16 protein-coding genes are annotated in these 20429 nt (G+C 40.8%); 10 read left to right on the top strand and 6 right to left on the bottom strand.

Annotated elements, in window-relative coordinates; all coding sequences use genetic code 11:
- Positions 1-308: hypothetical protein (locus BVH04_RS25640; RefSeq protein WP_169714509.1), on the top strand; the 308-nt coding region annotated here is incomplete at its 5' end.
- A 172-nt stretch (positions 309-480) separates the two neighbouring features.
- On the opposite strand, the gene BVH04_RS23955 is transcribed toward BVH04_RS25640, so the two are convergent.
- The 5 genes from BVH04_RS23955 to BVH04_RS23975 form a co-directional block, all read right to left on the bottom strand.
- Positions 481-2586, bottom strand: a complete 2106-nt coding sequence (locus BVH04_RS23955; protein ID WP_086543987.1) for a M28 family peptidase — start codon at positions 2584-2586, stop codon at positions 481-483.
- Positions 2587-2588: 2 nt separating this feature from the next.
- On the bottom strand, positions 2589-3758 hold the full coding sequence (locus BVH04_RS23960; RefSeq protein ID WP_086543988.1) for a C40 family peptidase: 1170 nt from the start codon (positions 3756-3758) through the stop codon (positions 2589-2591).
- Positions 3759-3931: 173 nt separating this feature from the next.
- Complete coding sequence (locus tag BVH04_RS23965) at positions 3932-5233, bottom strand: amidohydrolase family protein (protein WP_086543989.1); 1302 nt, start codon at positions 5231-5233, stop codon at positions 3932-3934.
- A gap of 21 nt (positions 5234-5254) precedes the next feature.
- Positions 5255-6640, bottom strand: a complete 1386-nt coding sequence (locus tag BVH04_RS23970; RefSeq protein ID WP_086543990.1) for an amidohydrolase family protein — start codon at positions 6638-6640, stop codon at positions 5255-5257.
- A gap of 4 nt (positions 6641-6644) precedes the next feature.
- Entirely contained in the window at positions 6645-8342 is a 1698-nt protein-coding gene (locus BVH04_RS23975; protein ID WP_240511054.1) for an amidohydrolase family protein, read from the bottom strand.
- Between the two features lie 316 nt (positions 8343-8658).
- On the opposite strand from BVH04_RS23975, the gene BVH04_RS23980 reads away from it, so the two are divergent.
- Genes BVH04_RS23980 through BVH04_RS24000 form a run of 5 tightly spaced genes read left to right on the top strand, consistent with a single transcriptional unit; the run spans position 8659 to position 14462 of the window.
- Positions 8659-9021: a response regulator transcription factor gene (locus tag BVH04_RS23980; protein ID WP_086543991.1), complete on the top strand. Its 363-nt coding sequence runs from the start codon at positions 8659-8661 to the stop codon at positions 9019-9021.
- 3 nt (positions 9022-9024) lie between these two features.
- Entirely contained in the window at positions 9025-10584 is a 1560-nt protein-coding gene (locus BVH04_RS23985; RefSeq protein WP_086543992.1) for a hypothetical protein, read from the top strand.
- The gene (locus BVH04_RS23990; protein WP_086543993.1) at positions 10577-12040 is read left to right on the top strand and encodes a glycosyltransferase family 2 protein; all 1464 of its coding nucleotides are present in this window, start codon (positions 10577-10579) and stop codon (positions 12038-12040) included. Before BVH04_RS23985 ends, BVH04_RS23990 begins: the two co-directional genes overlap by 8 nt.
- Before the next feature lie 2 nt (positions 12041-12042).
- Positions 12043-13272, top strand: a complete 1230-nt coding sequence (locus tag BVH04_RS23995; protein ID WP_086543994.1) for a YaiO family outer membrane beta-barrel protein — start codon at positions 12043-12045, stop codon at positions 13270-13272.
- Positions 13272-14462, top strand: a complete 1191-nt coding sequence (locus BVH04_RS24000; protein WP_086543995.1) for a hypothetical protein — start codon at positions 13272-13274, stop codon at positions 14460-14462. Before BVH04_RS23995 ends, BVH04_RS24000 begins: the two co-directional genes overlap by 1 nt.
- 480 nt (positions 14463-14942) lie before the next feature.
- Here the strand turns inward: BVH04_RS24000 and BVH04_RS24005 are convergent, their stop codons facing one another.
- Entirely contained in the window at positions 14943-16874 is a 1932-nt protein-coding gene (locus BVH04_RS24005; protein WP_169714510.1) for an LTA synthase family protein, read from the bottom strand.
- Positions 16875-17025: 151 nt separating this feature from the next.
- Between BVH04_RS24005 and BVH04_RS24010 the strand changes: the two genes are divergently transcribed.
- From BVH04_RS24010 to BVH04_RS24025, 4 genes are all read left to right on the top strand, one after another.
- Positions 17026-17568, top strand: coding sequence for a class I SAM-dependent methyltransferase (locus tag BVH04_RS24010; RefSeq protein WP_086544001.1), 543 nt, complete (start codon positions 17026-17028; stop codon positions 17566-17568).
- 9 nt (positions 17569-17577) lie between these two features.
- Complete coding sequence (locus tag BVH04_RS24015) at positions 17578-17811, top strand: DUF3253 domain-containing protein (RefSeq protein ID WP_086543997.1); 234 nt, start codon at positions 17578-17580, stop codon at positions 17809-17811.
- A gap of 41 nt (positions 17812-17852) precedes the next feature.
- The gene (msrA, locus tag BVH04_RS24020) at positions 17853-18431 is read left to right on the top strand and encodes a peptide-methionine (S)-S-oxide reductase MsrA (RefSeq protein WP_086543998.1); all 579 of its coding nucleotides are present in this window, start codon (positions 17853-17855) and stop codon (positions 18429-18431) included.
- Positions 18432-18740: 309 nt separating this feature from the next.
- Positions 18741-20408, top strand: a complete 1668-nt coding sequence (locus BVH04_RS24025) for a DUF6909 family protein (RefSeq protein WP_086543999.1) — start codon at positions 18741-18743, stop codon at positions 20406-20408.
- The last annotated feature ends 21 nt before the right edge of the window (positions 20409-20429 follow it).

A 20429-nucleotide genomic window follows, 5' to 3' on the forward strand; every position in this document is an offset into this window, starting at 1 on the left:
CGGATCTAAGGTATTGCTTCTTTGCTGTGGTGGATGGACTGAAGTCCATCCTTACACTATTGATCGAGCCGATGGCTCTGTATATAGTTCCGGAGGAACGGCCAATTTTGAAACAACGGACTTCAGTCCGTTTACATACTTTTGAAATGTGCCGATCCTATGGATTTAAGATACTGCTTCTTTGCTGTATTGCATGGACTGAAATCCATCCTTACACTATTGATCGAGCCGATGGCTCTGTATATAGTTCCGGAGGAACGGCCAATTTTGAAACAACGGACTTCAGTCCGTTGAAAAAAAGTGAATGAAAATAACTGAAGTTCCATAGGGACGATTCATACTCGGCTGAAGCTAGGACATTTTTATATTAGTGGCCGCTTGCTGACTGCCTTGAGCAGTTTTTTTTTGCACAAAGGGCTTAGAAATCAATCTAAGCCCTGTTTTCTAATGTCTTGAATCTAAACTCTTACGTCTAATATCTTATTTCAAAGACTTCGTCATCTTCTCCACTTTTTTGCTCAAGTTCAGAATCGCTTTAGAATAACGAGTATCCCATTCTTCCAAGCGATCAGTTGACTTGGTTTCTACCTCATATTTGATGCCGGGCAAAATCCAGGAAGCATATCCAGAGAATGGATCTGTACTCACATAAAGCGACTTATACCAGGTACCGAAATACATTCCCTTAGGATCTATCCAGCTTTTTTCCAAGGATATCAATTCCTTATTCAGCCTTTGAATTTCCTTTTCAGAAAGTTCGCCTGATGCCAAAGCGGCATTCATTGAAGTCTGATAAGCTGCCGAACTTACTTTTAACTTTTCAATCGCTGTATCCACTTGGTCAAATGAAGTAAATGAAGAATCAAGTTCTATTACAGACTTGACGGCGTTATCGAAATGGATTCTTAAATCCTGGGCATAACGCGGCACATCGTAAGGAATGATGGTAGCATTTGCCAGCCGAAGCGTGAGAACACCAATCACAGAAGCGACAGTTCCGCCCATTTTGAATGTTGGATCTACAAATTTGCTATAGTAATGGAAGTTGTCATAGTTGGAATGGTAGGCAGAAGTTCCACCTGAACCACCGCTCATACTTGGTACTCCAGCGTACATATAGAAAGCTATATGATCTGATCCACCGCCTAGGTTACCTATACTCGGCTCTTCCTTATTCCCAGCCCAGACTTGGAAAACAGTTTTGGCAGAATCTGGATAAGCCACTTCTTTAGAAGCTTCGATGATCAGGTTTTTCAAGGTAGGAGCCGCAGATACGCCAAAGTTTCTACCGGAAACTGCACCATCAAAATTCATATAAATCACTGCTTTTGCACCCAATTCATCCTTGAATTGCTCCACCCATTCGGTAGATCCGATCACGCCTTGCTCTTCTGCATCCCAGTGTCCGATCAGAATGGATCTTTTTGGTGCCTCACCATTTTTGATCAATTCACCGATCGCCTCTGCCAAAGTCAACATCATAGCTGTACCAGAATTGGGATCAGTCGCACCAAAACTCCAGGCATCGTAGTGACTTCCCAGAATGATCCATTCGTCTGGATATTCACTTCCTACGAACTTACCAACAATGTTATTTGCTCTGATATAATCAACTGGCTGATCTACTTTCACCCGTACTTTCAGCTCAGAACCGCCGGTAATTCTATATTCGAAAGGCAAGCCGCCCTGCCATTCTTCAGGAACAGAAGATCCCTTCATTCTGCTCAGGATTTCCTTTGCAGCGCCATATCCAATTGGTGATACAGGGATTGTGTGGAAAGCCACATCTTTTGGATCGAGTCGCTTTATTTTTTTATCTCCATCCAAAGGCAACGCCGGTTCGAAGGGAGTCAATGGATCTCCCGTGTAATCCAAAGTCAGTAAGGAACCTCGCTGAATTGTTGTTTCATTATAAAATGGCCCGTCTGGATACACATCGCCTTTTCCAAATCCTGAATCTTTTGGATCAGTATATATGATCAATGCAGCTGCACCATATTGCTCGGCAAATTTTGCTTTGTAACCACGGAAATTTCCGCCATAGCGAGCGATAACCACTTTTCCTTTTAGGTCAACGCCCATTTCTGCAAGTTTCTCGAAGTCAGCCTTCACTCCATAATTCGCATAAACCACCTCAGCCGTGACATCTCCAGAACCAGAGTAAGCATTAAAACCTTTGTGCAGCCTTGGATCAGTAGAAAAGGGATCGCCCTCGATTGGACCTTCTTGCTGTGACAAGGTCATTTTATCGGGTGTGATAATTTCCAAAAGTGATTCGCCTGGATCATTTGGCAAATAGACGTCATAAGGGTAGGAGGTCACGTCCATTCCGGCATCTGACATCACTTTGGTCATATAAGCCGCTACCGCTTCGTTTTCCGGAGTTCCGGCAATGTGCGGCGCTTTGGTCAGTTCTTTCAGGTGAACTTTAAACTGCTCGTAGTTTACAGCTTTGAGATATTCCTGCTCGATGGCAGCCTCTTTACTTTTATCCTTTGGGAAAAAGCCGGTGACTTGTTGGGCATTGGCAGAAATACCGAAGCCAAGTGCGACTGCAATCCCGAAAAATGTTTTGTTTATGGACATGGTTAATTGTTAGTTAAAAGTTCTGATACTGATAATATGTGCTCGGAAGGAACATTGACAATCCTCTTTGTTCTAAGGTATCTGCCTAGTTCGTACTCATCGTAATTTGGGTTTTCTGGGTCAAAGCTTGATATTCTCACCAAGCCTCTGGAATGGATAAACTCTCCATTTCCTATCCACATGCCTACATGGACTACCCGCTCTTTTTTCTCAGCTGTGCCTTTCACTCCGAAAAACAGTAAATCTCCGACTTGAAGTTTGTCCCAGTTTTTATCGGCATCGACCAGCTCACCTTCATTGATTTGCTGGGAGGCATCACGTGGAATGATCTGTCCATTGAGGTAATAAATAGTTTTGGTAAATCCACTGCAATCAACACCTTTGATCGAGGTGCCGCCCCAGAGGTATGGCGTTCCCATCATTTGCTTGGCAGTAGAAATCAGCGCTTCCGGAGTGGTATTTCTGGAAGCGATCCAACTATCCCAATCCTGAGCTTCTTTCGCAGAAATCCAGCCTTCCCGACCATCTGGAAGGGATACGTTGATCTGATCTTTAGTCTCTTCTTGGATTGTTAAAATATCTCCTGCAACGAGATCAGAAACCATTTCAGTCTGATCAGAACTTTGCCAAACATAGCCCGTGAGTGCTGTGAAAACTACCTTTGGCTCTCTATACCAATGCTCCAGCTCCGCTTCAGTCATCAAGTGGATCCCTGCTCTGTCCACCCAAGAAAGATATCCATCGGGTGTTTGGACAAGGAACCATCCATCCTCTTCCTTGAGCACATTGAGAGGGGTTCCCATGAGTGCTTGCGTGGCAAGCTCAGCTGAGTGTTTTGGATTGCTTCGGATATTAGCCACAGAGATGGTTACTAACGCTTTGGTTTTTTCTCCCAATCCTGCATCAGGCAGACGAAGCACGGCATCAGTGAAGTTGATTTGCTGGGATTTAAGATCTTCAATCAATTCTTCCAACGCTGCAGTTTGATCAGTTTCACCTTTTAAAGAGTCATTTTCGAAGGTCAAATCCCAAAGCGCCACACGTTTATCCGGTGCGACTTCGGCTCTTTTGGCTTCAATAAACTTGCTTACTTGCTCGGTGTTATCTTCGCTGTTGCAAGAGAATAGCAAGGTGAGCAGGGAAACTAAAATTGGGATATATATTTTTTTCATCTGTTTTTTTTATTTTCAAAGGTCAGATGGAATCTCGCATAGTAAATACTCATCCCTTTGGGTGACGGTTTCGTCATGCTCGATTTCATAGCTAGGGCAAAATAAAAGAAAACCACAAGAAATGACCCATAGTAGAGCTATCCTTGCGGTTTTAATTGAGTTAAATTTGAAAATTAATTCATCTTCAATCCAGGAGAACGATCTAAGAATTCTTGGTAAAGTCTGATTTGACGGTTAGAAAGCGGCATTCTATACCCATTTATAAACACATGCATGATGTTGGTTTTGGTCTCAAAAGGATCACCATCAGCCACGATCAGGTTTGCAACTTTTCCAGTCTCTACAGATCCGTATTGGTCTGCCACGCCGAAGATTTCAGCAGGATTGATTGTTACCGCTTTCCAAGCTTCTTCTTTACCCATTCCATAAGCAGCGGCGAAAGCCGCAAAGAAAGGTAAATTTCTTACGTTCTCTTGCTCGTCGGTTCTGATTGCAACTTTCACACCTGCTTTTGCCATTTTACCGGCATTTGCATAAGGAGTATCGTAGCGATCTGAATCACGAGTGGGCAATGCTTGGATAGGTCCTGTCACCACTGGGATTCCAGCTTTTGCAATTTCATCTGCTACTCTCCAGCCTTCAGCTACACCAGTGAAAATCACTTTAGTACCTTTATCTGCCACCCATTTGATAGCAGCCAGAATATCAGAGGCAGCATTTACCTCGATCAAAAGAGGCAGTTCACCAGTTGTTGCTTTTGCAAGCTGCTCCATCTCAGGATAATAGTCCAATTCTGCCCCGTTTGAAACGAGAGAACCATAGCTCTTTGCTTTTTCCCAAAGTTCATTTGCTTCTTTGACGGCTTTCTCATTCGCTTTTTTGATGTCCTCATCAGAGCGACGATCATATCTGCCTCGACGCCCGGAGCTTGGGAAGTTCATCACGATGCCTTTGAAACCAGCATACATCTGGTCTGGAGTATAGCCATTAAGATTTATAAGAGCGGCTGTTCCTGGGAATAATCCCCCTGCTGGAGCGGTAAGAACCGTAGTAACACCAGAAACTCTAGTCACTGGAATAGCTACAGAATTAGGATTGACTGCGGTCAAAGCCTGCATATTTGGAGAGAAATTTCCTATTTCTGCATAATCCACTGTTTCTGCCACAGAGCTCACTTCCACCAAACCTAGTTTGGTTCCACCATCTATCATACCTGGGTAGATGAATTTCCCACTACAGTCTATTACTTCAGCTCCATCGGTTGCGATATTAGCTCCGATCTGCTTTATTTTTCCATCATCCACCAATACGGAGGTGTTGTTCAAAACGCCCTGGGTAATGGTAACTACCGTAGCATTTTGCAGTAAGAACTTACCCGCTCTTGGTTTGATCACTTCCCCGTCAATCTGTGCCATCGCCATCATAGGCAATAGGGCAAGGAGGAAGGCGATAAAGATTTTATTTAGTCTTTTCATGTCTTCTTTGAATACGGGTGATTAGTAATTTAATTGGAAAAGTGAATTGGTCGTCTCAAACAGATGCTCAGTATCCTGCATACATCTGCTGTCGTGACCTTCATAAATCATCACCGCATCAACCATCTCTGTAGGGGCGACTTTCAACCGCTGATCATCCTCATCTTCTTTGATGTCGAAGTATTTCACTCCATCTACAAATGTCATCTGCGGGACAGTATAGGAGGAAAGAGGATGGCCTTCAAAGATTACCAAATCCGCCTGCTTGCCTTCTTCGATTGAACCTACTTTATCCGAAATACCCAATTGCTTGGCAGGATTGATAGTAATCATAGCAAGTGCCTGCTCATCTGTCATTCCTCCATATCGCTGCGTTTTCGCAGCCTCATGATATAGGTGACGGATCAACTCAGCATCATCAGAATTGATAGAGGTGATGGCGCCATTTTCTGTCAAGATAGCTGCGTTGTATGCAGTGGAGTAGTACACTTCAAATTTGTATGCCCACCAATCTGCAAAGACTGAAGCCCCCATAGTATATTCCGCAATCTCCGGAGCTACTTTGAAGCCTTCGTTGGTATGCTGGAAAACCAGTTTGGTGATTCCGAAGTCTCTGGCCACGTTGATTAGCATGTAGATCTCATCCGCACGATAGGAGTGGCAATGGATGATGATTTTATCATTCAATATATCTGATAGAATTTGAAGCCTTTCGTTGTTAACGGGTGGCATTGCAGAGTTTCCTTTCTTAGAAGATTCTGAGTTGTAAGAATCCCAAGCTTTTTGGTACTGGATCGCTTCATTGAAACCATTTCTTAAAATAGCTTCCACTCCCATTCTAGTTCGTGGCTGGATGTTATTACCTCTTCCATGAACTCTAGTTGGGTTTTCACCCAAGGCGAACTTAATGGTTCGAGGAGCATCCTGCATGATGATATCCGCTGGATCTGTAGATCCCCATCTATGTTTTAAGGTTGCGTTTTGTCCACCGATCACATTTGCAGATCCATGCATCGCATGTGAGATAGTCACTCCGCCAGCTAGCGCGCGATATATTCCTACTTCATAGGGATTCACCACGTCTTTCATTCTCACTTCAGCTACAATTGGCGCGGTAGCTTCATTGACCACGTCTAGACCAAGATGCGAATGCGCATCAATGATACCTGGCATCAGGAATTTCCCGGTAGCATCTATAGTTGTTACTCCATTTGGAGCATTTAGATTTTGACCAACTTTCTTGATGATACCATCTTGAACAAGAACATCTGAATTCTCAAGTGTTCCTTCTGTAATCGTAAGAACAGTAGCGTTCTTTATCAATATACTGCCTTTTTTCACTTGGGCTGAGGCAAACTGAATACTCAGACCCAACAGAGCGGCAAGAAAATAATTTGCTTTTTTCATTTCTTTACTTGTTTGCGATTAGAGTTGGATTGAGTGTGCCTTCAAATGGAAATGATCCAAATTCGCCCACATTCATGGTGCCTTTGAAGCTATCTGAATCCACCTCCCCAGAAACTTCTACTAAGATCTCCATTCCATTTGCTGTGACATCAAACGAAAAAGATAATGTACTGCCATCTAGCACTACATTTTTTATTGGCGAAGTAGCTTTGCCAGAACCTGAAGGATCATCATAAGTGATCGTGCCGGTATAGTCTGAGCCTTCTTTTTGAATAGAAAGTATTCCTCCTGAAGATCCTGCTGGACTTTCAGACGTGTATTCCCAGTTTCCTTCGATCTTGACAGTCCCGTCTTCTTTACCATCTTTTGAATCTTTCTTTTTGGCTTTGGTATCATAGTCGTAGATATATCCATCCACTACGATGTGCTTGATTTGAGAATCTTCTGCGAAAATAGAATCTGTGCTCAAAATCAAATTTGCCATTTTACCTTTCTCTATTGATCCAGCCACTTTACTTATTCCTAAGATTGAAGCGGAGTTGGTGGTCAAAGCAGCAAGCGCTGATTTCTCGGAAAGTCCGTTCTTGATCATTGTCTGAAGAGCTTTCATAATATCTCCGGATTTCACACCTACTGTAGTGAATGCGAAAGGAATACCAGCTGCTTCCAATTTACTAGCTTGTGCAACCGCCTCATCATAAGCTTTTTTCACCCGAGCATTCAGAACCTTTACCTCCTCAGTTGCATCATCCTTCTGAGCTTTGATAGCTTTGTCGTCAGGGATTTCCAGTTTCACCAGCACACTAGCTCCAGAAGCTTTGATTACGTCTATCACCTCCTCGTAGTCTTCCAATCCAGTCAATACTAGTTTAAATCCTTTTTCTTTTTGAAGACTGATTGCTCTTCTGATTTCCAATTCGGAGGAAGTAGAAAATAAAACAGGAATCTGACCTGACAATACTTCCTGCATCGCAGAATAGGTAGGTGTGATCTCAGGACGCTTCAAGCCTGAGACAGTAGTGTATTTCTGCGATCTCTGGGAGGAAAGCTCAGTGTTATCATATATCTCTCTGAATTTTGCCATCACACCTACAGCGGTACCTGGGTACATTCCTCTAGAACCACTAAAGCTGGCTGCTAAGCCAGAGTTTTCTTTCAATAAATTGGTGGAATTTTCTGCACCTAATAGGATGATTGCAGCTTTTCCAGCTAGCATACCTCCATCCGGCATTATCTGGGCGATGGTAAATCCGACTTTTCTAAGGTCATCTACCTTACTATCTTTGATAGAAAACTGATCAACAGCCGATCTCCATGGCGTGATACCAGCGATCTCATCGGATGGATTGGAAGAAACAAAATCATCAGGTCTTTCAGGATCTTTTGGTTTGGTGATGCCTACATCACTGGCAGCATCAATAAATCCTGGATAGATAAATAAAGAGTCACCAGCAATGGTTTTGGCTTCATTGGGCAGGCTCAAATTGCTCCCGACTCCTACTATCAATCCGTCTTTAATGAGGACTGTGGCCTTGACCCCAGATTGACCAGGAGCTGTGAAAACAGTAGCATTTGTTATTGCATAGGTATCAGTGATTCGTTTCTTTCCAGATGGGTCGCTTTGCGCAAAAGCCAGGCTGGAAGAAAGCCATCCTGAAACCAACAAGCAAAAAACGCCTGCATGCAGTAGTTCTTTTTTCATATGATAGAAATGGTTTTAAATTAGAGAGGAGGGTTGAAACTAGAAAATGCTGTGATCTTACTTACATGTTTCTAGGATCAATCTCCCGCCGATTGTTGGATATATTTCGAAAAGCAAGCTAGTAAAAGCGTTTTTGGAATCCATTCGGAATTATTTTTTACAACTTATTTTTTGACCAATGGCAGGATACTTGATTTGAAATACTGTTTAATCTCTACAAGTTTCACACTTGATAATGTGAATTTATTTGACTGGTAAATAATGTATTGTTTTGTGTTATAGATACTATCTTTGAGCATAGTGTCACCCCCAAAAAATGAAAAAAATCCTAATAATCGAGGATGATTTGCTTATTTCCAGCTTAGTGCAATTCCGTCTCAAGAAAGATGGTTATACAACTGTATTGGTGAAAGATGGGAATGCCGGCATCATCGCCATCGATACAGAGACCCTTGATTTGATCATTACAGATGTAATGATTCCTTTCAAAAATGGAATTGAAATCATCCATCACGCTAGAAAAACTAAACCTGAGGTTCCTATTATAGTTCTGAGTTCCTTAGGAGAAGAAGAGAAAATTGTGTTGGAAGCTTTTAATTTAGGCGTAGCTGATTTTATCCCCAAGCCATTTAACCCTAATGAATTAGCCATCCGTGTAAAACGTATCCTTAGATCTTAATTCATGTTAGTTAAAAACGCAGTTGCACTTGTGTTCTTGCTGTTTTTGATGAGCAAGACAGAGGTTGTTTTGGGTCAGGAAGATCAGGCTTTCCCTGATTCTACTTCATTTGTTGATTTTTTGAAAAGTCAGGGAGAAATCCCTGGACTAAAATTCCGATTGCTTGATCCTGCCGGACAGATATTATTGGACAGTACTGCAGGTACTTCTGCAACAGATGCGGGAATGACTGATTTCACTAGTGCACTTGCCTTGAGGGATAGTCTATTTCTATCTGATTCCACCTCTTCAAACATTCAATTTCTATTGTATTCGGAAGCAAATACTTTCGAAGCAGTACAAGAATACGTGTCTAATCTTCTTAAAATTGGAGATTTGGAGCCTGTTGCTACTGATAATTTGAATGGAAGAGATTTAATTTCTCTAGCTAGTAGAGAAAGATATTCTTCTTTACAGTCAGATGGTTTCGCATATGTAGGCGATTTTAAAATGTTTGTAGTCATCTTCACAATTTCAATTTTTGTCCTGTTTGCTTTCGGTATGATTCTCTTTATGCTGATTTTAAAAGTACAGGGAAATCGAATAGAAAAGCTCTTTGCGTTGTACGACGCACAAATTGTGGGGCCACTTTCGGAGATTTTATTTGATAAAAGTCTTGAGGAATTAGAGTCTTTGAGTGATGAGGAACTGAATCAAAATTTCCCTGCCAAGCAGCTCAAAAAACCTATCTATGTGCAAGTGCTTGTAGAGCGAATATTGGCTCTCAACAAAAAAATGAAGGGTGATTTTAAACTCAAAATAAAAGTACTCTATAAGAGACTAAATCTTGAAAAAGATACCATCGAGAAGCTGAAAAGCTCTAGGTGGGATAGGGTAGTGTCAGGATTGGTGGAAGTAAATGAAATGGATTTGACGGAGGCATTGAAAGAAGTGCAGAAGCACGTCAATTCTCCTAATTTTCACATTCGATCTCAGGCGGTAGCAACCGTATTGAATCTTTCAGAGAATGTTGATCTTTCGTTTCTTCGCGATCAGACTTTTCCACTTTCGAGCTGGCAGCAAATGAACTATCTACGGATCATTAAGTATCTGAATTCTTCAAGAGACCTTCGTATTAATACCTTATTCAGTTCTCATAATCAGAGTATAAGATTATTTGGTTACAAGCTGGTTCGTATACTAGGATTGGTAGATCTACTGGTGGAATTGGAAGAAAAATTTGTAACGGTTTCTGATGAAGAGAAAATTGAGATTATCAAAACATTCGAATATTTGGGAGTTCCAGCACATATAGAAGTAATAAATAGTAGTCTAAAATCTGAAAATATCGAGTTGGTTTGTGTAGCAGCAAAGGCAGCAGGAGAAATTGGTGATGATAGTTCTGCCAAGATAATTTATGAAATATTAGAAGGCTCTCCCGGTTTTAGATTAAAAGTGATTTTTCTGAAAAGCCTTCAGAATTTAAACGGAGAGCTCTATAGTCAATTCATCAATGTAGATTCTAATTCAGATCTACATCGAATCAATAAGCATTTATCAGACCCGCTGCTCCAAGATGTATAGTTTCTTGTTTTATGTAATTATGGAAGTTTTGGGGATTATTTTTCTGTTCCTCAGTTTTTCTGTGATCGTTACATACTTGCTCATCATGATTTTGAGCGCATTAGAAATGCGAGATCACAGAAAGAAAAATAGATTTGCTGACTACGAGGATATTATCACTTCTCCAATGGCTCCTGGAGTTTCTATTTTGGCGCCAGCCTACAACGAAGGAGAGACTATTGTGCAAAATGTCAAGAGCTTGCTTTCACTTCATTATGGGAAGTTTGAAGTAATTGTGATCAACGATGGCTCAAAAGACGACACCCTAGAGAAGCTGATCAACTATTTTGAAATGGAAATCACCGATTTCGCATATTATGAAGAGATCCCTGCACAACCTGTACGGGGAATTTACAAATCGAAAAATCGCTCTTACAATAGACTTGTGGTAATCGATAAAGAAAACGGAGGCAAGGCAGATGCGCTAAATACAGGTATCAATGTCGCTTCCAAAGAACTTCTAGCGTGTATCGATGTGGATTGCATCCTTTCCCATGAGTCTATCATCAGGATGGTAAGGCCATTCATGGAAGAGACCAACAGAAAAGTAATTGCGGTAGGAGGTGTGATTGGTATTGCAAATAATTGTGATGTACAAGATGGTACGGTAACCAAATATCGTGTGCCTACGACGCTTTTGGGGAGGTTTCAAGTTATTGAATACTGTAGAGCATTTTTGATGGGAAGAATGGCTTGGAGCAGATTAAATGGTTTGATGCTTATTTCAGGTGCTTTTGGGTTTTTCAAGCGTGACCTAGTGGTAGAAGTAGGAGGATATTTCCCTAAGACTGTAGGAGAAGATATGGAACTGGTAGTACGAATGCGTCGTCACATGGAGGAGCGGAATATTCCGTATAAAGTTAGTTTTGTCCCTGATCCCCTTTGCTGGACGGAGGTGCCGGAGGATGAAAAGATTCTTTCACGACAGAGAAATCGCTGGATTCGTGGGACAATTGAAACACTTCAACTTCATCGCGTGATTCGTTTCAATTCAAACTACGGTTTCATGGGGATGGTATCCTATCCGTATTGGAACCTATTTGAAAAAATGGCTCCCGTATTAGAGTTGGTGGGGCTAGTTTATACTTTAGTTTTGATTATTATCGGTGATTTCTCAGCATTCTATTTCATAGCCCTTTTCGTTGTTTTGTACCTATTTTCTATCCTCGTATCCTCATTCAGTATATTATATGAGCAGATTTCTTACAATAACTACAAAGACAAAAAGGATCTGAAGAAGCTAATCTTAACAGTTTTTCTTGAGCCGTTTTTGATTCACCCAAAGATTGTCTATTGGGGGCTAGGCGGCCACTGGGACTTTATAAAAGGTAAAGGTGGCTGGGGCCAAATGATCCGCACTGGCTTTAAGAAATCGGAAGACAAAAAGAACATTGAGCCTGACACATTGAATTCTTGATCATGAAAAAAGTATTTATTCTTCTGACATGTTCCATGGTTTTTGCATTCGGTGCGAAGGCACAGGATTCTTTTGATCCTGATGCTTTACTCGTGGATGCACGGACACTGATTTTGGATGGAAAGTATATTGAGGGCAGAAAGATCGCTTTCCGCGCCCTATCCAAATACCCTGATTATGCAGATATTTTGATTTTAGTAGGAAGAAGTTATGCCTGGGAAGGTAAAAATGATTCCGCATCTATCTATCTCGATCGGGCAATCCTTTCGGCTCCTGACTATGCAGATGGATATTCTGCCTATTTGGATAATCTGTCCTGGGCTGAGCAATATGATCAAGCAGAAGAAGTTTTGGCAAAAGCTAAAGACAATTTGGGACAGCCGCTTCCAAATGGATTGCGATATAAAGAATCCCGGCTCTATTACTACAGAGAAGAGTACAATGAGGCTTATGACATAGCAGAAGATCTATTTGAGAAAAAATACAAGAATGAAGCTTTGCTTGATTACATGCAAACTTTGCAACGCTTAAGAAGAAATAATGCAGTTGGCGTTACTTATGATTACGATACTTTCGAAGGGGATATTTCGCCTTGGAATACCTTTTCACTTTATGGCAGGACACGGACGAATTTGACCGGCACTCTTATAGCAAGAGTGACTCAATCGGCTCGTTTTGATGCTAATGGGACATTGTTCGAATTAGACGCTTATCCTTCTTTAGGAGAAAAAGCATATGCTTATTTGAATATTGGAGGATCTTCCGCAAGCTTCTTTCCTGAGTTTAGGTTTGGTGCATCTATCTATTACAATTTGCCAAAAGCGTGGGAAGTTGATGCTGGTTTTAGGTACCTACAATTTTCGGAAACAACCACTATATACACTGCGTCAGTTGGTAAATATGTGGGTAATTGGTGGTTAAATCTTCGTGGGAACTTAATTCCTGGAACTGGAAATAGTTTGGGGACCTCAGGAAATTTTCAAGCAAGATATTACTTCAAAACAGGAGAGGATTTCTTCTCTATACAGTTGAGTACAGGGGTTTCTCCTGACGAGGAAACCCGTGATCCAACTCAACTTCTAAATTCCTATCGTGCCAGGGTAGGCTACCAGCAGTTGATTACGGACCGATTTATGATTTATGGCTTTTCTGGTTATAGCTTTGATGAGCTTGGGCCAGATCGATTTAGAAATAATTTGAATTTATCCTTTGGTGTTGAATATCGATTTTGATGAAAAGAATCTTTACAGAAGAATTTAAGGTTTCTTTTGGACGGCTTTTGCCCTTCCTATTTATTCTGATCTTTATTCCGTTGTTCAGCTATTTGCTCTGGATCGTTTATCCAGCTAAAGAGATGGAGATTTTGGTCATAGATAAGACTGTACCTACAGATAGCTATCGAGAACATCATGCTCTTTTCTGGGCATTTGACCATATGAAGATTCAGAATCAGGCCGGTGAATTGTACGATGAAGGAAAAGATTATTTTGGGTTTTTTCCTGATAAAACTCCTTCTTACGGAACTTCAAAAGACATCAGGCAACTTTCTGAAAGTGAGTTATTAAAAACTGCTTCAATTCTTGATATTCTTTACTTCGCAGATACCTATGGAGTATTTGAAGATGATTTTAAAAAGGTAGATTCTGAGGAGATTTCAAAGAAAATTTACGGTGGTTTAAACCGGGGTGACATCAATTTATTGCGTGAAGTAGCCGCGCAGAATAAGACGATCATCGCCGAATTCAATACTATGGCCTCGCCAACTTCTGTAGGTATTAGAACGGAGTTTGAGAATTTAATGGGACTTAAATGGACAGGGTGGATAGCTCGATATTTTGATGAGATGGATACCACGGTCAATTCTGATATACCTAAATGGTTTATTAGTCAATACGTAGGACAACATGAGAATACATGGGTTCCTGCTGGGCCTGGAATTGTTTTCGTTCATGAAAACGGGAGTGTAGAAGCTTTTTCTAATGGCTTAGACTATTTTGGAGAAACACCCAAAATCCGTACACAGCGGATCAATCAACATGGGTTCAAGCTTCCCGAGATAGTACCCTATCCTGATTGGTTTGATATTGTGCTGATAGAGCGTGATTATCAGGTGATTTCCTATTATGACATTGAGCCATCTGAGCTGGGAAAAGAAAAGCTTAGAAATATGGGGCTGCCGCGATATTTTCCCGCGGCGGTCATCAAGGACGTGGGAAAGGGGACATTCTATTATTTTGCAGGAGACTTCTCAGATATGCAGAATTCCATTGGTTCTCCACGCTTCACAGGCTTACCGATGCTTTGGAGAGGATTTCACCTAGTGTCAGATTATACTGATAGAGAGAGCTTTTACTGGAATTATTTTTATCCATTACTTGCTCAGATTTTGGAAAAAACCTACGAAGAGAAACAATCAGACTAATTTCATCTGATTATACGCTTTCATACCAGTAGCCATTAATACACCAAATGGCCTCAGCTTGGTTTGGCATGCTCACTACTAGTGGCTCCGCCACCGGTTTAGAAATATGTCAAGGACCCCCAAGAACCATTATCTCCGGACACCGAGCAGTTCTGCTGAGCTAGTCGAAGTATGCTGAGGTGGTGATGAAATTTAATTTGGCTAGTGGCAGGATTCAGTATAATCATAAAATATTAATGTGATTATACGGAATTCCCGCTACTTTCAAAAAGTTGACTTCGTAAGCTAACGGATATCAAATCGTATAAAATTCAGTCTATTTATGATCCATTATTCAGAATCTTGCCAGTAGAAAATTTATATTATCGAAGGTCCAAAGACACATTGAATTCTGGTTTACTTCGGTCTTCGGCCTTCGGACTTCCAACCCGTTGACCAAAGAGAATTCGCTTACTGGCAGAAAGCTTACATACAGAAATATTAATCCACTGGCAACAGCTTATGCGTTTGTATAGTGTAATTATTTTTGTTTTTGAAATCCTCGAACTCTCCTGTCAATTTGTTCTTCAGGTTTTGATCTTCGACGGGGTCGATATTCAAGCCGTCTGTAATGACAAATAACTGATCATCAGATAGAAAATATTCTCCATTAAGGTATTCTAACAATTGATTCTTATTTCGCATCAGCGGCATGGCAATCTTGGATTGGAACACTCGTGAGGTATCCAAAACCTGTCCCATCCAAACTTCCTGTTCTGGGAGTTGGATCCCTATCTGAGCCTGCAAGAATGCCAGCAGAGAAGGAGTAACTTCAAAATGACTAGTCATTCCTTTGAAATAAGTTGGTCTGTTGATCAGGGGAGAATAGATGATCAGAGGGACATGAAAACGGTCCAATCTGGAAGCCATCGGGATTTCCGGTAAGCGATGATCTCCCGTGAATACAAAGATCGTATTGGCGAATTCAGGCTTCTTGCTGTAGGAGGTGATAAAATCCTTGACAGCATCATCTGCATAAAGAATCGTCATGTAAATGTTTTGATAATCCCTGTACTCAGTTTTTTTGGCCTCGGACAAATTCAGGTAATTTTCTAAATGATCTTCAAACTTTACCGAATAGAATTCACGTTCAGGAACTAAATATGGGTCATGTGATGTGATTGTCTGGAATATCCCCAGTTGAGGTTTGCCATCGCTTTTAGGGAAAAAAGATAAACCATTTTTGAATAACTCTTTGTCACCGTATCCCCATGAAAATCCAGTGTTAGAAGCCATTTTTTCATATTTGGGATCAAAGCCTTGAATATCTATCAATTCGGATAAGCCGGCATTTTCCAGAAATTCCTCTTGATGATCAAAACTAGCATCAGTACCTAAGAAAAAGCTGGTTTCGTAGTCGTTTTCCTTTAGGATACTTAATAGGCTTTCATGGTGCGGATAGTCTTCATATAACTCAAGAAAACCTCTTTGGCCGTAAGGAAGTCCTGCGAAAAGCCCGGGAAGAATACCAAAGGTTCTGCCGGTAGAAGAAATAGCATTTGTCCAAACCAAACTATGCGACTCCAGCGAGTCAAGAAAAGGAGTGAAGCTCCCGAGGTAAGCATCTTTCCCTGAATATGCTTTGCCTAAACTTTCTATTAGCACGAAAACAATATCCGGAGGAGAAGAGAGGCTATCGAAATAGGGACTCAGCACATCAGGATAGTCAGCAGTGTGAAGAAAAGGATAGGTCGGATCTATAAATTCCTTCTTGACAAACAAGGCCTCGTTTAGCGATCTTAGATAGAAATCAAAGTAATACTCTCCGCTATACATGAAGTAATCGAATGATTGCTCGGAGAGGTACTTAGATTTATTTAGCTGAATATTGGCCTTTACTTCATTCAATTTGTTAGAATCGGAAAATGGGATAAAGTAGATGAAGATCAAAAACCAGTACATAGTTATGGTAAAGACCATCGAGGTTTTTGTCTTGAAAATCAGATGCTTGTTTACAATGTTGAAGATGAAAAATATAAGAGCGCTGAATACGATTCCACCACCAATTGTCATGAAGTTGAGCTGTCCAGAAGAGCGCACAGTAATAATTATGTCATCTATATTATAAGCAAAAAGGTCTTTCCCAAGTGGTACTAGAGTTTTGAGAAAATAGAAAACCAAGGCACTTTGAGCTAAAAGTGCTATGACCAACCAAACTTGGGTGAAGCGTTTTGCAAGCGTAGCGGATACTAAACTATTAACTACGTGAAGGATGAAGAGTAAACCCAGAAAATAGAGAATCCAGTTGAAGTCCTCAAACAGACTGTAACCAATTACCTCTAGAAAAGTGACGCGAATTGTATGAGAATTGAAAATTAAAATCATTTCAATTGCTCTCAACAAAATCATTAAGATTGAGAATATCAGCGACATACTCCAGAAATTGCTTAGAGTAGTTTGAATTTTTGCTGGAAGGTTAGATCGAATTTCAGCCTTTTGGGCCATATTTACGCGTTACTTTTTGGGAGATGACCGAAAAGATAGGGCAAAATCAGGTATCTTCAAGGAGAGAATTAAATATTATATGGGCAAATCAGATTTGTTGTTGGAATTATACTCCAATCTTAGCACCACTGGAGCAGTTACATTCAGTTCAAAAACATTGGTAAAGAAAATGCTTACTCATGTGGATTTTAAAGGTGCCAAATTAATTATTGAATTGGGAGGAGGAGATGGAAGTATCACTAAAGGAATAGTGGATAACTTAGATCCAGATTCTGAGCTTTTGGTTTTTGAAATCAGCAAATCTTTTTGCAAGTCTATGGAAAAGCTATTTCCACAAGATAACGTAAGAATTATTAATGATTCAGCTGAAAATATCGGTAAGTATCTACAGGGTAAAAAAGCAGATTATGTCCTTTCCAGTTTGCCTTTTAGTTTTATTGCACCAGAAGTAAGGGATCAGATCCTTTGTCAAAGTAAAACTGCACTTACTCAAAGCGGTTTTTTTATTCAAATTTGCTATTCCTACTTATTGAAGAATTTATTCAAAAAACACTTTGAAGGAGTAAATACAAGCTTTACTCTTAAAAATCTTCCTCCAGCATTTGTGATGGTTTGTAGATAAATCCCAGCTATGGAAGTTCTCAGAGCAGCTATTTTAGATATGCTTAGGCGAAAGAAGGATGAGAGTTTTGCCTCATCGGAAGTTGTACTACAGATGTATCCAGAAGATTGGGAGCAATTTCTCGAAGAAGTGAATTCCGAAGCAATAGCTCTGTCCCGGGAAGGTCTTATAATAATCAATGACGATGAACTTGATCCGAGTAAGGCTAATTCTCTGAAAATATCATCCCCAAACAAACTATAGAAGATTAGTTTCAGTTTGTAAAGCAATATTTAAATTGAGCTATGGATAAGGAATTGCTACTTTCCAAAACAAAGGTACAGATTCCTTCAGGGTTAGAAATGATCACGTTGGGAGCAGGATGCTTTTGGTGTATCGAAGCAGTTTTTCAGCGCCTGAGAGGTGTAGAAAAGGTCGTTTCGGGATATTCAGGAGGATTTGTTGAAAACCCGACTTACAATGCAATTTGTTCTGGAACTACAGGTCACGCCGAAGTAATTCAGGTTTTTTACGATCCGGCTGTGATACGTTTGTCAGAACTTTTGGAAGTTTTTTGGGCAACGCACGATCCAACTTCACTTAATAGACAAGGTACCGATGCTGGCCCTCAATACCGATCTGCAATTTTCTATTACAATCCGGAGCAGGAAAAACTGGCTAGCAAGATCAAAACTCAATTAAATGATTCTAAGGTCTTTGATGATCCAATTGTAACTGAGATCTCTGCTTTTACTAATTTTTATACAGCAGAGAATTATCATCAGGATTACTATAATCAGAACGGAGCACAGCCTTATTGTCAGTTCGTAGTAAAACCAAAAGTGGATCAGCTTAAGAAACTCTTTGCAGGGCGCTTAAAATAGTATTTGCTATTTTCGTCTCGCACAACCCATTTGCACTTATGAAATCGAGCAGGTCGAAGGCGATACAAAGAGGGATGCTTATCTTCCAAGCGAGACTCCATCTGACCTTAAAAATCAAATTATAAACAGATGAAATCGAGCATGACTCAAGCGTCAGACACTGGATGATTATCTACCAAGCGAGATTCCATCTGACCTTAAAAATCAAATTATAAACAGATGAAATCGAGCATGACTCAAGTGTCAGAAACTGGATGATTATCTACCATGCGAGATTCCATCTGACCTTAAAAATCAAATTATAAACAGATGAAAAGAACCAGAGCACACGAATCGAGAGCCGCCATTGAGCGATTATATATTACGATGAGGCACCTTTTTACAAGAGGTAGCTACAAACCAATGGGAGTTTCGGGTGAAAGTCTGGTAGATTCCTTGCGTGTCTTGAGCCCTGAGATTTATGGATTGGTTACAGACAACGAAAAGATCGAATTGGATGGATTGCTCTACGTGATGGAGCGGCTTCCACGGGGGATAGAAGAATGCCGCTTCGTGCGACTGATCAGTCGTGAAGGCTATGAGACTTCCAAGCTTGATGCGATCATTCCTTCCAAACGTAAGCGAAATTGCTATAGACTTGATGAGCACATTATGTACGTAGAGATGACGCGTGGACGCTCAGATATCTACGATATCTTGACTCACTTGACTTTTTTGTATATCGAGTCAAACAAAATTTACAATAACAGCACAGATGCAAAGGGCAAGATTTCTACCAATTGGCTGATGCTGGAGGAATTTGTGCAGAAGGAAGCAGCGGGTGAAGACTTTGAAAAAGAAGCGGCGAGCGCATACCTCAGTCACCTTATCGGTAGAACCTACGAGGAGACCAAAGTGGCGGTCGATAAGTTTGAAAGAAGCAGTAATTCTAACAGTCTGTTTTCCATTGTTTATCACATGGGCAAACTTGCTCAGGATGAAGCTACCAAGCATTTGGATCGTGAGATATCTTTTTCGACTACATTAAGAGAACGAATCGGACATCACGTTTACGGTGAAATGTGGGCTAGAAGGATAAAGACGTCATTGGATGAGCATGATTTGCTAAAACGCCCAATTCATATTATTTCTGCTAATCTCCACTCAGTAGTCAATACAATTTATGGTGTCCAATTGCTTAATCTAAAAACCTACGAGGCACTGGAAGCTGTCGTGATGGACATTTCTGTCAAAGCAAAAAATAACAAGGGGGATGCAATTGATAAGTATGCGGCCAAGCATGGCTTTATCAATCTTCCAGATGAGTCAGGAACAAACATTGGCGCCCAGATCATCGATACAGCACTTTTGGAGAAAGATGAGCTTATACCCGGCGTTATGTTGCCAAAAGAAAAAGAGAAGAGACCAGTATTCGTGGTGATGGATTATGCCTTTGGGGAGCAAGCCTACGAATGCTTTGATGAGCTGCTTAAGCCGTATGACAAGGATGGTAAATCAATTCCTTTGGATGTGGTATCCACATCGATCATGGGAAAGGCGGGAATACTATATGGAGGAAAGAGTGATCTGATGATTCCAAATGCGCACGTATTTGAAGGAACTGCAGACAACTACCCATTCAAGAATGAATTGAAAAAATCAGATTTCGAAGGCTTTGGCTTGGGAGTCTATTCTGGTCCCATGATATCTGTATTGGGAACTTCCCTTCAGAATAAAGACATTCTTACTTACTTCATGGAGTCTTCTTGGAAAGCAATTGGATTGGAAATGGAGGGCGCTCACTATCAAAAAGCGATTCAGTCGGCATCGAAGATCCGTAAGTCCATCCGTTCAAATGTGAAAGTTCTTTACGCTTACTATGCTTCGGATAATCCACTGGAAACAGGAAGTACCTTGGCTTCCGGAGCTTTGGGTATGGAAGGAGTGAGGCCAACTTATCTGATTACCTATAAGATTTTGGAAAAGCTATTTGGGTAAAAAATCAGTCTGTATGTAGGC

This window comes from Algoriphagus antarcticus (genome assembly GCF_002150685.1).
Taxonomy (GTDB): domain Bacteria; phylum Bacteroidota; class Bacteroidia; order Cytophagales; family Cyclobacteriaceae; genus Algoriphagus; species Algoriphagus antarcticus.